This is a genomic window from Bremerella cremea (assembly GCF_039541315.1).
Classification (GTDB): Bacteria; Planctomycetota; Planctomycetia; order Pirellulales; family Pirellulaceae; genus Bremerella; species Bremerella cremea.
In genome coordinates this window covers 23,746-37,492 of the sequence record NZ_BAABFZ010000001.1, presented here as the reverse complement: position 1 = coordinate 37,492, position 13,747 = coordinate 23,746, and the positions used below count along the sequence as shown (strand labels likewise).

The following is a 13,747-nucleotide window of genomic DNA, read 5'->3' as shown; positions in this document are numbered from 1 at the left end:
GCGATAGGTACACGCATGGAACTGTTTGCGATCGAGATTCGCACCACGCAGTGGCAAAAGCTGGTGGAGTGGTATTCAGCAGCGCTGGGGATGAAGTCTTCCGTCCGCAGTGACGAAGATGGATACGCGCTGCTGGTCGGAAGTGGCTGGCGACTAGCGATCCTGGCCCGTGATGAAGTGGACCATCGAAATCATTCCACGATCAGCCTGGCCATCGAGGTCGAAGACCTGGGATCGGCTCAAGACCATATCGCGCCACTGCTGACTGAGACGCCTGCCGCGATCGAATCAAGCGACGAAGGCTTCCTGCAGTGGACAATCACCGATCCGGATGGCAATCGGATTAAGTTGTTTCAGTTTGTTACGCCGGACTAGCGATACCTAGCGTGAACGTCGCGAGCGTTTGTAGCGAATATTGCAACCAATCGCGACGGTCTCTTGAACCTCAGGTTGCTTGCCTGCCAGGGCCGCTTCGACGGCGAGATCGACGTAGTTGAGCGTAGCTTTCTCGGCGTTGGTATCGTTGTCCATCGCGCCCATGTAGACCACTTTGCGATCTTCGTTCAAGACAAAGAACTCCGGCGTGCGCGTGGCACCCCAGGCTTTGCCCAGCTCTTGGTTTGCGTCTTTTAGGTAAAGGAAGTTGAACGCTGCCTTTTGGGCGTGCTCGGTCATCGCTTCGAGTGAATCCTCATCAATCAAGTTGGAATTCACCGCCACTACCGCAACGCGGTCGTCTTGGTTCCATTTCGAGGCGAGCTTCTTCAAACGGTCTTGGTAATCCACGACATACGGGCACGTATTGCAGGTAAAAGCCACAACTAAGACCTTCTTCGTCTTAAACTCGTCCCACGTGTGCGCTGCTTCGTCGGTCCCTTCCAGGTCTTTCCAGGGAGTGACGGCCTGACCAACATCGAGCACCGGATTGAACTCGCCAGCCGAGGCCAACGAGATGAGGTGGAAGGATAGGAGAAACACGCAGAATGTCCGAATCATTGTTGGGGCCTGCTGTTCGTAGCGATACGATAGTTAAAGTCCAAGCTGGAATTCGATTTAGTGTCAATTCCTTGATAGAACCACGTTGCTGCACATCAGGAAATCAGGCAACATAAGGCAGGCAATCGGAACACTTCCCTTTGCTACCCAGTCTTCGTCGTCCTGTTGGCAGCAGGGGACGCAGCGGAGATGCCAGTCGAATCCTACACTCTGGATCTGAAGCAATGCTCATACCCAAGGAGGATGTAGCGGCGTGTTGCATCTTGTTGGTTCTATTCTAAGTCAAATCGGCTCGTTTTTCTTCCAGCTTTTCGACACCAATGGATTCCCAGCTCGATGGGATTGCGGAAGTGTTTGGCAAGATGAACCAGGGGTCGGCTGGCTCCATATCGTCTCCGACCTCGCAATCTTCGGTGCCTATCTGGCAATTCCGATTTGCCTGGCTTACTTCCTGATTCGCAGACGTGACCTGCCATTTCCATCGCTGGTCATTCTGTTTGCATTGTTCATTGTTTCCTGCGGGGTTGGTCACCTGGTCGAGGCGATCATCTTTTGGGAGCCGGTGTATCGATTCTCAGGACTCGTCAAGCTGATCACGGCGGTTGCCTCGTGGGCAACCGTTATTGCGTTGGTGCCGCTTATTCCAAGTATCCTCGACTTGCCGAGCCTCTTTAGTCAGAACAAATCGCTGGAAGAGCAAGTGATCGAGCGGACCGAGGCCGAGACGTTGTTTCGCTCGGTTTTCTCGGCGGTGCCAAATGGCATCATCGTGGTTGATCGAGAAGGGGTGATGAAACTGGTCAACATTCGCATTTGCGAGATGTTTGGCTACACCGATAAAGAACTGGTGGGCAAACCGGTCGAGGTCTTGATTCCGCATGGCTTGCGAGATCGCCACGTCACGCAGCGCAACGCCTACTTCAACGTTCCGACCAATCGCAAAATGGGCGAAGGGCGTTACCTGGAAGGGATTGATAAGAACGGACGCTGCTTCCCGGTCGAAGTCGGGTTAAGCCCCACTCAGATTGCCGGTGGACTCCATGTGATCGCCTCGATTGTTGACATTACCGAGCGCAAGCACGCGGAAAACCAGTTAATGCAGCATGCTCGCCGGCTGGAAAAGACAAACCAGGATCTTGACGAATTCGCCTATGTTGCTTCGCACGATTTGCGATCGCCACTACAAGGGGTAAAGAATCTGGCATCCTGGATTCGTGACGACAACGAAGGCAATCTCCCTGAAGAGTCGCTCCGGCATCTCGACTTGATGCAACAGCGGATCGGGCGGTTAGAGCGGTTGCTGGACGATTTGCTGCAATATTCACGCGTCGGTAGGATTCGTCAGTCGATCGTTCAGGTCGATGTGGCCGAGCTTCTCGACAACATCATCGACAGCCTGCCGCGGCCAGAGGGACTGCGAGTGGAAGTGGTCACAGAAATGCCAGTTATTGAAACGCCTATGGCACCACTAGATTTAGTGTTTCGCAATCTCATCCAGAATGCCATAAAGCATCATGACCGCAAGGATGGCATGGTAGTTATATCTAGTAGCGACGAGGGTTATTTTTACCAATTTTCGATACGTGATGACGGACCTGGCATCGCTACCGAATTCCATGAACGCATATTTAAAATGTTCGAGACGCTCGCACCTCGCGATGACGTCGAGGGAAGTGGCATGGGGTTGTCGATCGTGAAAAAGGCGGTCGAGAACATCGGTGGGAAGATCTGGGTAGAATCTGAACCTGAAGAAGGGGCGACGTTTACGTTCGTCTGGCCGAAAACTGCACCTCAAGGAGGGCAAGAATGATCCCCCATAATCTCCGAATCCTGCTGGTCGAGGATGACGACATCGATGCGGAAGCTGTACGCCGCGGTTTTAAGAAGTCGGGTGTTGACAGTCCCCTATATCGGGCAAGTAATGGCATTCAAGCCATTCAGATGTTGTGCGATGAAAGCGGACCATTTTTTGAAAATCCTTATATCATTTTGCTCGACTTGAAAATGCCGAGGATGAATGGTATCGAATTCTTACAAGCGATTCGGAAGGATGAGTCACTGCGAAAAAGTATCGTTTTTGTGTTGACGACTTCCAATGATTCCCAGGATCGCCTGGCTGCTTACTCCAACTTTGCTGCTGGCTACATCACGAAATCGAAAGCTGGCAGCGAGTTTCGTGACCTGATCGAGATGCTGGATTCGTATTCGCGGATCATCGAATTTCCTTTGAGCCGGTGAAAGTGATTCATCGATGAGTGACTCGTTCACCCCACCTAAAGTCTTGTTGGTTGAAGACGACTCCGTGTTTCGGATGCTCGTCAAACGACTAGTGGGAGAAGATTTTGTCATTGACGAGGCATCCAGTCTGGATGCCGCACGGCAGGCACTCAGTAGCAATCGATACGAGTGTGTACTGCTCGATTTTCGTTTGCCGGATGGAACTGGTCTGCAACTGTTGCCTGAAGCGATCCTGCTGGATCTTCCCGTGGTCATGATGACCGCCATGGGGCACGAACAACTGGCCGTCGATGCCATCAAGCAAGGCTGTCAGGACTACCTGATTAAAGACGATCTGACGCGGGCATCGCTCTGCCGAAGTCTGGCGAACGCGATGCGACATATGCAAGCCGACCGTCAGACACTGCGTTGCCGGATCGCATTGCAAAAGATCGTGACTGCTGCCGCAACGAAGTGCCGAGACACCTCCGCCGCGATCCGTCAGCTAAGCGCCATCGAATCCGACACGCATGAGCCACTTTTGGATCGGCTCGAACACTTGATGGACGGACTGGTTGCTTATGCACGAGTGACGTCGATCTCTTGGTCCCCGGAACCAATCTCGTTAACCGAGGTCGCTCGAGAAGCAATCCAAGATCAACAGCATCTTCAGCCGCAAGCTCCGATCGAGTTGATCAGCCATTCGACGCTGCTGCTGAAGTCAGATCGCGAGGCCGTCAAAGCAATTTGCCGGGAACTGCTCGAACTAGCGGCTCTGGATGGTGCGAAGTCGGTGACACTCGAAACCTCGACCGATGCCGAAGAAGCCAGAATCGACGTCCGATTCGAGTCAAAGGTCGAAACCCTGAAGGCCATCTCAGGCCAGTTGTCGCCTCAAGCTCAGCTCAATGGCGAAAGCGGCGGGAACATGAGCATCGAAGTGGTTCGCTTGCTGGTCGAACAACTCAACGGCCGTATCTGGTTGGAAGAAGACCCGAATACGGCTCAAATTCGGATTAAGCTGCCCAACGTAAGCCAGTTTTCTAGCGTCATCACTGGCTGATCTCGGCCTGCACCGCTCGCCTGAGCGACACTTCTTGCAGATACACCAGGTCTCGATTTGCGAGATCTGGATTCGGAACACGAGTTGCAACCATTTCCGACTGGAGATTGGTTCCGACACGGTGGGTCTGGCTCAAGGAGATACTGGACGATGACGATTTCGCGAACAGCAAGCCTCGGTCTGGTCTTCGGGCTAGTTCTTCACTCCGTTGCGTTTGCAGAGCCAGAGACCTCCCAAGAAGGCTCTGGCATCGACGTTCTCGGAAGCCATCCGGCGATCAAGATGGTGCTGATGAATAAAGAAGCGATCGTGCTTGGTCGGCTTGCTGAAAAACAGGCCCACTCAGAAGCGGTCCAGAAATTTGCCCAGTCGTCCGTGGCCGAGCATCGCGAGTTAGAAAAGAAGCTTGAGCCGTTGATCGACCCACAGCATTGGCAAGCGATTAAAACGATTGATACCGATATCCACTACTCGCGTGGCGAACCAGGCACATGGCAAGAGCGCGCCGACGCCGAAACGATTCGCGACAACAAGTGGGTTCTCCAGGGCGATGGCAAACGGAAGCCGCCAACCGCTCCGTGGCGAACCGTTCCTCAAGCTGACCGTCCATCTGCCACGACGATTGAAAACGAAGTCGACGCGGTTCGCTACCAGTGCGACGCCGTGAAGAAGCATATCACGGCGGTGGTTCAGCAGCTGGAATCGGTCGACAAAGAGGAGTTCGACCAGGCCTATCTGCAGCAGGTCATCCAGCTCCATGGTTGGATCATTGCCGAACTCGGGATGACGCACGATTCGTCCTCACCCGAGCTTCAGCAGCTTGTCCGGCAAACTAAAGCTGCGGCCGACCAGCACCTGGCGGCGGCACGCAAGGTGGAAGATCACCTCGATGGAGAAACGCCGTAGTTAGTCCGGCTTCGCGGCTTTGTCCGCTTTTCCATAGAACACCATGTGTTGCCACGGCAGACCATCGAATTGACGGACGACCTCGAAGCCGTTTGATTCGTATTCGAGGTTCATTTGCTTCTTGCTCATCTTATGGAGCAACTTGATCGGAACGTTCGGGTCTTCCAAACGAAATTCGAGTAAGGCGATTACGCCATCTGGTTTGAGCGACTTTCTCATGTGCCCGAGCATTTCGACCGGATGCGAAAACTCGTGATAGACATCGACGCATAAGATCAGGTCGACTTTGCCTTCAGGGAGCTTGGGATTGTCGATGTCGCCCAGAACGAGTTCGATGTTGTCGATCCCTTCCTCTTCGGCTCGAGCCTTGAGCAGGCGGAGCATCTCCGGCTGAATATCAACGGCCAGAACTTTGCCTTCCTTGCCGACCATCTCCGCCATCTTCAGGCTATAGAACCCGTTGCCGCAGCCCATGTCGCAGACGGTCATGCCCGGCTTGAGGCCGAGGTTCTTGAGCATCTTCTCGCAGTCTTCTTCGCGTTGGCGGCTCTCGCGGATCAGCCACGGTGCCCCGGCGTAGTGCATCGTTTGCGCGATCTCGCGTCCCTGATAGGTTGGTTGACCGTTAACGTCGACGACACCCTTCTGAGCGAATGTCGTCAGGGGAAAGGCGAGCAGTAGTGAAAGCGTGAGGAAGATGTGACGCGACATGAGGCCAGACGAACGGCCCCGCATGTCACTGCTAGGCCGCTTCCGAAGAGTTAGCAAACTGGGCGAGGCGATCTTCGCTGACAGCAAGGATCGTTAAACGATGGGCTTTCGCAAATTCTAACACGGCTGGCTCGTCGAGGAGAATGGTTTTTTCCGCTTCCAAGACCAAGGTCGATGCCCCGGCAGCCACCATCGTTTCGAGTGTGCGGACACCGATCGTGGGGACATCGAACCGCATATCTTGCTGCGGCTTGGAAACCTTCACCACGGTGAACCCTCCTGCTTTGCACAATTCGCCTGCGCGACGAATGCACGCGTCGGTCCCTTCGATCGCTTCCAGGGCCAGCACCGCCTGGTTCTTCACAGCCACGCTTTGACCGATATCGAGGCGACCAAGTTCCTTGGCCATCTCCCAGCCGAATTCGATGTCGCGAAACATTTTGCTGCTGGGACGCGAGCCTGCGATCATGCCAAAATTCACGAGCAACTCCGGAGCGAAATCGGTGGCAGGGAGGAAGGTAATTCCTTGGCGAGCAAATCCGTTGACGATCGCCATCAGGAGGGTGTCGTCTTTGCGATCGCCTGAGCCCCAGATGATTTGTGGGGCGAAGGTCTTCAGGCAGAACCAGTCGGGAAGGTGCTTCCAGACGGCGGCTCGATCAAACAAGTGCACCTTGTGGATCTTGCCGGCCATCGTGGCGTCGGCGACCTGATGTTTCAGAAAGTGACGCTTCACTTTGCCAAGCTGGCCGAGGCCAACCCAGGTCGTCGCATCGCAGATTTCTTCGAGAACCGGGTCAGCGTGGTCTTTAACCGCAGCGCAAATTACCTGACGCCCGCTGCGTCGGATCGCTTCCGCAACGACAATCGGCAGGTTACCCCAGCCCGCCAGCAAGCCTACAGGACTTTGGTTTGTCATGGTCATCGATCGAGTCGGTTACGAAGCTTTACGGATGGCAGGAGCGGCGTTGGCGGCGGCTTCCTTTTCCAGTTGTTCGATACGCTTGGTCAGCGCCCTCAAGGTCTTTCGCATGTCCGGCAGGCGTTTGATGGCCATGTGTTCGGCGATAACTTCTTTGAACGGCCCAGCCGGAATGCCTATCGTTTGCTGGCCTTCAGGAATGTCGGAACCAACACCTGCCTTGGCACCAAGCTGTGCTCCGGTACCGATGTGGACGTGATCGCGAACACCGACCTGACCCGCCATGACGACATAGTCGCCAGTCGAGGTACTGCCGGCGATCCCGACCTGCGAGCAAAGGAGGTTGTGCTTTCCGATGCGGCAGTTGTGGCCGATCATCACCTGGTTGTCGATCTTGGTCCCTTCGCCGATCTTGGTCGATCCATACGTCCCGCGGTCGATGGTGGTACCGGCACCGATCTCGACGTCCGATTCCAGAATCACGTTGCCAAGCTGAGCGGAAAGAATGTGCCGACCGGTCGACGAATCGTAGCCGAAGCCGTAAGCCCCCAGCACGGCGGCCGAATGAATGATGCAGCGATCGCCCACTTCGGTCCGGTCATAAAGGACCGCGCCTGGGAAGATGGTGACGTCTTCGCCGATGTGGCAACCAGCTTGAATGTGGACGCCGCTATGGATGACTGAGTTCTTACCGATCACCACACCATCGCTGATCACGCTGCCGGCACCAATGGTGGCGGTGGGATCGACGACGGCGGCTAGGGACACGATCGCGCTGCGATGAATACCGCTGGCCTGCGTCTGTTCCCATGGCTGGAAGAAGCGGATGACTTTGCCGAACGCTTCATGCACGTTGGCCACCAGAATTCCGTCGATGTTCAGTTTGTCCGAGATCTCACGAACGAGCACGGCCGAGGCCTGGCAATTTTCCATCAACAAGCCGACTTGGTCAGGCTTGTCCATCAGCGTGAGTTCACCCGACACGGCATCGCGAATGATATTGGCGCCTGTGATTTTCAGATTGGGATCGCCGAAGACTTTGCCGTCGACGAGCTCGGCCAATTGCGCCAGCGTCGTGCCCATGGTGGAATCCTTTCCAAAGCGGGTCGTGTAGATACGGATCGCACTAATGTAACGCGTCTCCCCCCACACGACCAACATCAATTGCTTGTCCGGCCTCGACTTGATCAGGCCTGGGAGATTGCCTTGGCAAACTCCAGGAGGGAAGCGAATTCCCCTGCAGGTTGGGTGGAGGAGGGCTCCGATTTACGAGAAAGATACGCAGCTTGCCAGCCTTCCCGCTTTGGTGCTACCACGTCATTTTCCAGGTCGTCACCGATCAAAAGTAATTGATCCACCGGGATGCCAATTTGTTTTTGGGCTGCGTGATAGAACGCGGCTGCTGGCTTCACCCAGCCGACTTCGGAAGAGATGAATAGCTTCAAATTGAACGAGCCCAAATAGCGTTCGACGATCGGACGAAGCCGACTATCGAAATTCGAGGCGACCCCCAGCTGAAAGCCGGCCGACTGAAGAATCGCCAGGGCAGGGAAGACGTCGTCGAATGGCTGCCAATGTTCAGGCTGACCGAAGTGATTCCAAAGGCGATCGAACACTTCTTCGAAACGATCAGCCGGTGGCGAAAGGACATGCTGGACGATCGCTTGCCAACGAAGCCGTTCGGTGACTTCGTCCGTGCGCAGCGGCTGTGTTTGGCCACGCTCGGTTTGAAAGGATTGAACGCTGTAGCGGTTGATCGCCTCACGGAATCGGTGGCGAATCGTCGTCTCGTCCAGATTAATGCCAGCAAGGCGTCCGGCCGCCTGATAAGCGGAGGCGACCGATGGCGAGGGAAAGATGATCGTGCCCACCGCGTCCAGAAGAATCATCTTCGGACGCGGTGTCGGATTTTCAGAATTGCTCAGTGGACTAGCCCCAAGGCAGCCAGGCACTAAAGCGGTTGATGTCGAGGAAGATCACCGTGAGCATCAACGTCAGGACCATGGCCAGACCAATGTAGGTCAGACGCATCATCCACTTCTCGTTCATGGCGCGACCTCGGATGCCTTCATACAGCAGGAACATCATGTGACCACCGTCCAGGACCGGAATCGGCAGGAAGTTCACCACGGCCAGGTTGGCACTGATCAGCGTCAGGAAGGTCAACAAACGTGGAATACCGTGCGACGATTCGACGGTTGCCACGGCCAGGATCGTCGCTGGGCCTCCGAGGCCAGTCAGACGCATCTCGCCTGAGAAGATCTTGCGGAGCACCATCACGACCTGCTGCATCCCTTCGCTCACTTCACGTACGCCCAGGAAGAGCGAATCGCTGACGCTTGAGGCGTACTGAATCTTCTCGACGCCTTGGAAGTGCAGGTAACGATTCTGGAGCATCTCGGTTTCCGAAGCGACCGTATTGATCGCCAGGTTGACTGCGTTGCCGGTCGACTTCTTCTTCACCGACAACACAACCGAAGTGTCAGGATGGGCACGCTGGATGGTCGACTGAATTGCCTGCCAGGCGATTTCGTCCTTCGTCAGCGGGACCTTCTTCGAGCCGATCTTCAGGCTGGCATTGTATTCGTCGGCCGCGTCGCTGTTACCCTCGAAGTCGACGATGAGAACTTCATCGCCTGCCACGAGACCTGCTTTTTCAGCTTCGCTACCTGGCGAGACTTCAGCAATCACAGTTCCCAGGTTGAACGAAACGCCCAGCGTTTCGCAGCCAATCTGGTAGCCTGGGTAATAGTCCGTCGAGAAGCCTTGAGGAACGGCTGTCTGCATCGATTTGGTCACTTCCTTGCCTTCGCGAAGGACGACCACTTCGACCGTTTGACCAGCCCACTTAGTCTCTCGGCTTGGCAGGGTAAAGCCGTTGCCCACGGGTTCGCCATTGATCGAAACCAGCTTGTCGCCAACGAGCAGGCCTGACTTTTCAGCCGGCGAGCCTTCGCGAATGGCCAGGATCGGACTCATTTCCATGACCAAACCAGAGTCCCGATAAGGAACCGTTGGCAGTTTAACGGCAACGTCTTCTTCCTTGGCGTCTTCCCCTTCACCCTTACGAGTCAGCTTCAGGTTGAGATCTTCGTAAGGATGGTTGGCGACGTACTTCTGATAGGTGAGGAAGCTGTCGATTTTCTCGTCGTTGATTTGAATCAGCATGTCGCCCGAATGCAGGCTGTCTGCGATTTCTTTGCCATAGGCCATTTCGAGCTGCGTCGGAGCGACCAGCATCTCGGTGTTACGCATTGGCGCCACACCGATGGTCGGACGGTCCGATTCTTTCGAGACCTCTTCTGGCGTGATATCGATAACGCGTTTCTCGCCATCGGGCGCTTCGACGACGAACGGCATCGGGCTACCCGTTCCGTTCGAGATGATGCGAACCATCATGTCTTTGTCGAAACGCACATGCGGACGAATGGTTCCATCGGCGCTAAACCCAACGATGGAATCGCCAGGGACGATGCCAGCCTTCCAGGCAGGCGAACCTGGTTGAACCCAACCAATCTCGGCAGGTGTGTACGAAACGCCCATGTTGAAGGCGATCGCCGCGAAGATCACACCAAAGATCAGGTTGAAGATCACGCCGGCCGAAATGATGGCCATACGTTGCGGAACGCTCTTGGCGGTATAGCTGCGTGGATTGACGACCTTCTGCGTGTTGCCTTCGGAGTCGGTCGTTTCGATCATCGTGCTGGCTTGCTCTTCTTCCGAGTTGCCAGGATTGTCGTCCTGACCCAGCATCTTCACGTAGCCACCCAGCGGAATCGTTCCGATCCCGTATTCGGTCTCGCCCCACTGCTTTTTCCACAGGGCCGAGATCGTCCAGGGGCCAATGGTGATTGGTACGTCGAAGCCGACATAGAACTTGTCGCAACGTACACCACAGGCCTTCGCTACCAGAAAATGTCCCAATTCGTGGACGAAGATGACGATCCCGAGGCCAATAATGCCCAGCAGGAACGATCCGGCGCCACCTAGGTATTGGAACAGGCCTGATCCTTGGCTTGCCGCAAACAGCAAGTGATCCACTTGTTAGACTCCTCTCGGGCCCAAGCATCTAGCTCGAGCAACCGCGTTAATTCAGGGTTTGATTCAAACGGGTGTTCGTCCAGTACGTGGCGACATACCCGGTAAATGTCAACAAAACGAATTTTACCCTCCAAAAACTGCGCTACGGCCACTTCATTGGCCGCATTTAGCACAGCTCCGCAGGTCCCTCCACGTTGCGCTACCTCTTTGCCCAGTTTAAGGGCGGGAAATCGCTCGTAGTCTGGTGGCTCAAAAGAGAGGGAAATGGCCTGGTTCAGATCGAGCTGCCGCGCAGGACACTCCGTCCTCTCGGGATAGGTCATCGCCAGCTGAATTGGCATCCGCATATCGGGGGGGCTCATCTGGGCGACGAATGACCCATCGACGAACTCGACCAGCGAGTGAACGATCGACTGCGGGTGAACCACTACGTCTAACTGATCGACGGAAAGATCAAACAGCCATTTGGCTTCGATCAATTCCAGCGTCTTGTTCATCATCGTGGCGGAGTCGACTGTGATCTTGGGGCCCATCTTCCAGGTCGGATGTTTCAAGGCCTCGGCGGCGGTCACTTCGTCGAGTTGTTTCTGCGTGAAATTCCGGAATGGTCCGCCCGAAGCGGTCAGCACCACCCGCTTCACGTCGACTTCGCGGCCTGCTTTCAAAGCCTGAAAGATCGCGCTGTGTTCGCTGTCGACGGGCAAGATCTCTGCCCCAGACTCGGCGGCCAGTTTGGTCGCCAGGTGCCCGGCTACCACTAATGTTTCTTTATTCGCCAAGGCAACCCGTTTGCCCGCCTCGATTGCGGCGAAAGTTCCTTCGAGACCAGCCCGACCGACGATCGCGGAAACAACGATGTCTGTCTCAGGGTGGGAGGCGACTTTCTGCAGTCCGGCAGTTCCCGTCAGCAGGGTCGTTCCTTCAGGCAAAGTGGACCAATCAAACGCCTCGGCGGCGGCATCGTCGCTGGCTACGATAAACCGTGGCTGATGTTCGATGGCCGCCTTCAGCAGGTCATCGAGCCGGCCATGTGCTGAGAGTGCGAATGGGAAGAACTCACCATTGCTAGCACGAATAACATCGAGCGTGCTGCATCCGATACTGCCTGTGGCTCCCAGGACGACGACATTGCGGCAGGTTTTCGAGGGGGACGAGCTGACCATGGACCGTTTCTAAGCAGGAAGGGCTTTACCGACTTGCGATTGTTCCAGAATTCGCCCAATCGCGAAAGATTACTGTGGAAAAGGGTTTGGTTAGGGTGTCTGGGAGGGCTGCGCAGACCTGCGTCTGGGTCGTCGAAGCTTTTCGGCCTTCTTGCTATAACATCAGAGCAGCCCCGTTTGCGTGCTCTTTCGTTCTCTTCGATCCCTGCAAATCAGCGACACGTCATTGCATGATTGTCACCATCGATGGCCCGGCCGGGGCTGGAAAAAGCAGTATCTCTCGCCGCCTGGCAGACCAACTGGGGTTCGCCTTTCTCGATACCGGCGCGATGTACCGAGCCATTGCCCTCAAGGGGCTTCAGGCAGGTATTAACTGGGGTGATGCCGAGCAGTTGGTGGCGTATGCCCGTGAGGCAACGATTGACCTTTCCGGCGCGAAAGTGTTTCTGAACGGCGAGGATGTCTCGCATGAAATTCGCTCGCAGCAGGTGACGCAGCATACCCGTTACGCGGCAAACAATGTTGGTGTCCGCGAAGAACTAGTCCGGCTTCAGCGAGAATTCGCAGTTGGAAAAGACGTCGTCACCGAAGGACGAGATCAAGGAACGGTGGTCTTTCCGAATGCCGAGTGCAAGATCTTTCTGACCGCGACGCCTGAAGAACGAGCCCGTCGCCGTGTTACCGATCTGGCGGCACGCGGCGAAACGGTTTCGTTCGAGGAAATCTTGCAGCAGCAAACTCGCCGCGATGAAGAGGACAGCCAACGCGACGTGGGACCGCTCAAGAAAGCGGAAGATGCCCAGGAACTTTTGACCGACAAGATGACCGAGGACGAAGTACTGCACGCCCTGATCGAAATCGTGAGGGGGTGCCAGAATGCGTGAGAAGAAGAAGGTACGAACCCGAAGTTGGCTGCAGCGGCTGTTTTATCGATGGTTGCGAGTGACCGCGCGATTAGTGGCGATTTCGCTCTATCGCGTGCGTGTCTTCGGTCGCGAGAACTGGCCCAGCGATGGTGGCGCCCTGGTATGTGCGAATCATCAGGGATTTTTCGACCCGGTCTTGGTCGGGCTATGTTGCGAGCGACAACTGAGCTTTCTGGCCAAGCAGTCGCTCTTCCGGTTTCCGCTGAAGACATTTATCAAAAAACTCAATGCGATTCCGGTCAATCGCGATGGGACCGGTTTGGATGGTCTGAAAGAAACGCTTAAACGCCTTCGGGAAGACGATTTCGTCCTGATCTTCCCGGAAGGTACCCGCAGCCAAGATGGCCAAATCGGTAAGTTGCGGCCCGGTTTCATTGCGGTAGCCCGGCACGGACGGGTACCAATCGTGCCGATTGTGTTCGATGGCTCGTTTCAGGCCTGGCCGAAGTGGCAACTGCTCCCCACGGCAGGTGTGGTGCACGTGAAGATCGGGACGCCGATCACACCGGCAGAAATCGCGTCGTTATCGGATGACGAGTTGCTGGAGCGACTTCAGACCGAAATGCACACGATGTTTGCCGAAGTGCAAGCATCGCGAAGCTTCTCGATGAACCGCATACCCTTGGATGAACAGAAGGCGCAGCTTGCCTAAACGGAACCTTCTTTCCGCAAAATTGCCGAAACAGGAGGTCTCACCCCACGTTCTGTGGTTGATGGTGTTTTGGCGATTTGATAGTTTTACGGGTTCTCAATGAATCTAGCGTTATGAAGGGGATAGTGTAGTCTCCTGCGCCGATTCGCT

At 55.5% G+C, this 13,747-nt stretch carries 14 protein-coding genes; 7 read left to right on the top strand and 7 right to left on the bottom strand.

Features of this window, described 5'->3' with window-relative positions:
* Window positions 1–15: 15 nt before the first annotated feature.
* Entirely contained in the window at window positions 16–375 is a 360-nt protein-coding gene (locus ABD890_RS00160) for a VOC family protein (RefSeq protein WP_345084118.1), read from the top strand.
* Window positions 376–381: 6 nt separating this feature from the next.
* Here ABD890_RS00160 and ABD890_RS00155 read toward each other — a convergent pair whose 3' ends face one another.
* Complete coding sequence (locus tag ABD890_RS00155; RefSeq protein ID WP_345084115.1) at window positions 382–978, bottom strand: thioredoxin family protein; 597 nt, start codon at window positions 976–978, stop codon at window positions 382–384.
* A gap of 271 nt (window positions 979–1,249) precedes the next feature.
* Here ABD890_RS00155 and ABD890_RS00150 point away from each other — a divergent pair, with 271 nt between their 5' ends.
* The 4 genes from ABD890_RS00150 (at window position 1,250) to ABD890_RS00135 (ending at window position 5,182) form a co-directional block, all read left to right on the top strand.
* Complete coding sequence (locus ABD890_RS00150; RefSeq protein ID WP_345084112.1) at window positions 1,250–2,806, top strand: sensor histidine kinase; 1,557 nt, start codon at window positions 1,250–1,252, stop codon at window positions 2,804–2,806.
* Window positions 2,803–3,234: a response regulator gene (locus ABD890_RS00145; RefSeq protein ID WP_345084109.1), complete on the top strand. Its 432-nt coding sequence runs from the start codon at window positions 2,803–2,805 to the stop codon at window positions 3,232–3,234. Before ABD890_RS00150 ends, ABD890_RS00145 begins: the two co-directional genes overlap by 4 nt.
* Before the next feature lie 13 nt (window positions 3,235–3,247).
* Complete coding sequence (locus ABD890_RS00140) at window positions 3,248–4,276, top strand: response regulator (protein WP_345084106.1); 1,029 nt, start codon at window positions 3,248–3,250, stop codon at window positions 4,274–4,276.
* Between the two features lie 150 nt (window positions 4,277–4,426).
* On the top strand, window positions 4,427–5,182 hold the full coding sequence (locus tag ABD890_RS00135) for a DUF4142 domain-containing protein (RefSeq protein WP_345084103.1): 756 nt from the start codon (window positions 4,427–4,429) through the stop codon (window positions 5,180–5,182).
* Here ABD890_RS00135 and ABD890_RS00130 read toward each other — a convergent pair whose 3' ends face one another.
* From ABD890_RS00130 to dxr, 6 genes are all read right to left on the bottom strand, one after another.
* Complete coding sequence (locus tag ABD890_RS00130; RefSeq protein ID WP_345084100.1) at window positions 5,183–5,893, bottom strand: class I SAM-dependent methyltransferase; 711 nt, start codon at window positions 5,891–5,893, stop codon at window positions 5,183–5,185.
* Between the two features lie 31 nt (window positions 5,894–5,924).
* Window positions 5,925–6,818 (bottom strand): LpxI family protein, encoded by an 894-nt coding sequence (locus ABD890_RS00125; RefSeq protein WP_345084097.1) that lies wholly within the window; start codon window positions 6,816–6,818, stop codon window positions 5,925–5,927.
* Between the two features lie 12 nt (window positions 6,819–6,830).
* Entirely contained in the window at window positions 6,831–7,898 is a 1,068-nt protein-coding gene (gene lpxD, locus ABD890_RS00120) for a UDP-3-O-(3-hydroxymyristoyl)glucosamine N-acyltransferase (protein WP_345084094.1), read from the bottom strand.
* Between the two features lie 104 nt (window positions 7,899–8,002).
* A complete protein-coding gene (locus tag ABD890_RS00115; protein WP_345084091.1) occupies window positions 8,003–8,704 on the bottom strand; it encodes an HAD-IA family hydrolase in 702 nt (233 codons plus the stop codon).
* A gap of 40 nt (window positions 8,705–8,744) precedes the next feature.
* Window positions 8,745–10,856 carry a site-2 protease family protein gene (locus ABD890_RS00110; protein WP_345084088.1) on the bottom strand — a complete coding sequence of 704 codons (2,112 nt, stop codon included), beginning with the start codon at window positions 10,854–10,856 and terminating at the stop codon, window positions 8,745–8,747.
* On the bottom strand, window positions 10,802–12,019 hold the full coding sequence (dxr, locus tag ABD890_RS00105; RefSeq protein ID WP_345084085.1) for a 1-deoxy-D-xylulose-5-phosphate reductoisomerase: 1,218 nt from the start codon (window positions 12,017–12,019) through the stop codon (window positions 10,802–10,804). The genes ABD890_RS00110 and dxr overlap by 55 nt, the downstream gene beginning before the upstream one ends.
* 230 nt (window positions 12,020–12,249) lie before the next feature.
* Here dxr and cmk point away from each other — a divergent pair, with 230 nt between their 5' ends.
* Entirely contained in the window at window positions 12,250–12,903 is a 654-nt protein-coding gene (gene cmk / locus ABD890_RS00100; protein ID WP_345084082.1) for a (d)CMP kinase, read from the top strand.
* Window positions 12,896–13,597, top strand: a complete 702-nt coding sequence (locus tag ABD890_RS00095; RefSeq protein ID WP_345084080.1) for a lysophospholipid acyltransferase family protein — start codon at window positions 12,896–12,898, stop codon at window positions 13,595–13,597. Before cmk ends, ABD890_RS00095 begins: the two co-directional genes overlap by 8 nt.
* Window positions 13,598–13,747: the final 150 nt, after the last annotated feature.